Genomic DNA, 1,253 nt, shown 5'->3' on the forward strand with positions numbered 1-1,253 from the left:
CGATGAAACCGGGCACGCCTCGCAGCGCGATAAGGACCTGAAGATCGGTGTGTTTGCGCGGGTCAAATCGCCGTTCATTGATCTGATCAACAATGTGGATGCTGCGCGGCAGTCGGATGGGCGGTTGCAATCCATGCAGGGCATGGCGGCCGCAGCCAACGCCTATCAGTCGGCCAGCGCCATCGCCAGCGCGTTGGATGCAGGTGGCAGCGGGCTTCTGTTCAGCGCCGAAGCCGGCATCGGCTTCAAGACCGCCAACAGCAGCTCGGAAGGAAGCAGTGCCATCTCGCGCGGTTCCACCATCCAGGGCGGCGGTAACGTCAACCTGACCAGCACCAGTGGCGATATCCACATCGTGCAGGGCAATCTGAGCGCCGGTAACACGCTGAGCCTGGACTCGGCGCGCGATATCCTGCTCGAAGCCGGGCAGGCGCATGTGGTGGACCGCAGCAAGAGCAGCAACGCTGGCGCGGAAGTTGGCGTGGGTGTGCAGGTGGGCGCGCAGACCGGCGTCTACGTGTACGCCGAAGCCAGCGTGGGCAGCAGCAAGTCGAACTCGGACAGTCGCACCTGGCAGAACACCACGCTCACCGGCCAGAACATCTCGCTCAAGGCCGAAGGCGACACCACCTTGCGCGGTGCAACCGCGACTGCGGACCGCATCGATGTAAAGACCGGTGGCACGCTGACCATCGAGTCGCTGCAGGACGTGGCGGAGAGCATGTCCAAGAACAGCCAGGTGGGCGGCCGGGTGCAGGTGTCCATCGGCACCGCCTGGAACGTGGATGGCTACGCCAGTGCAGGCAAATCCACCGGCAGCTACCAAGGCGTGGGTCAGCAGTCCGGCCTGTTCGCTGGCGCGGGTGGCTATCACGTAGACGCAACCCACGTAAATCTTGTGGGTGGGGCCATCGCGAGTACCAACGCAGCCAACAGCGAACTGACTGCCGAAACACTGACCTTCAGTGACCTCCAGAATCACATGCAGCACAACACCGCCTCGGCCGGCATCAGCGGGGGCTATAGCGGTGCCATGGATGGCTGGACGCGGCAGCTCGACGGCGCCACGCCGAACTTCGGCCCCGGCTTGCCGATGATCGATAAGGGCGGTGACAGTAGTACCACCTATGCCACTCTGACCGAAGGCAGCATCGTTATCGGTGGCAAGCAGACCACAGCCGCCGAGCTGGGCCTGAACACGGATGCCGCTGCGGCACATCGCGCGATCGATGCACTTCCCAATGTCGAGAAGC

Annotated in this window: 1 protein-coding gene; it reads left to right on the forward strand. The window is 63.7% G+C overall.

Annotated features, from left to right (window positions below):
* On the forward strand, positions 1 to 1,253 hold a 1,253-nt coding region (locus ACXJKH_RS20760; protein ID WP_457322215.1), incomplete at both ends, for a hemagglutinin repeat-containing protein.

The organism is Stenotrophomonas sp. P5_B8 (genome assembly GCF_054049855.1).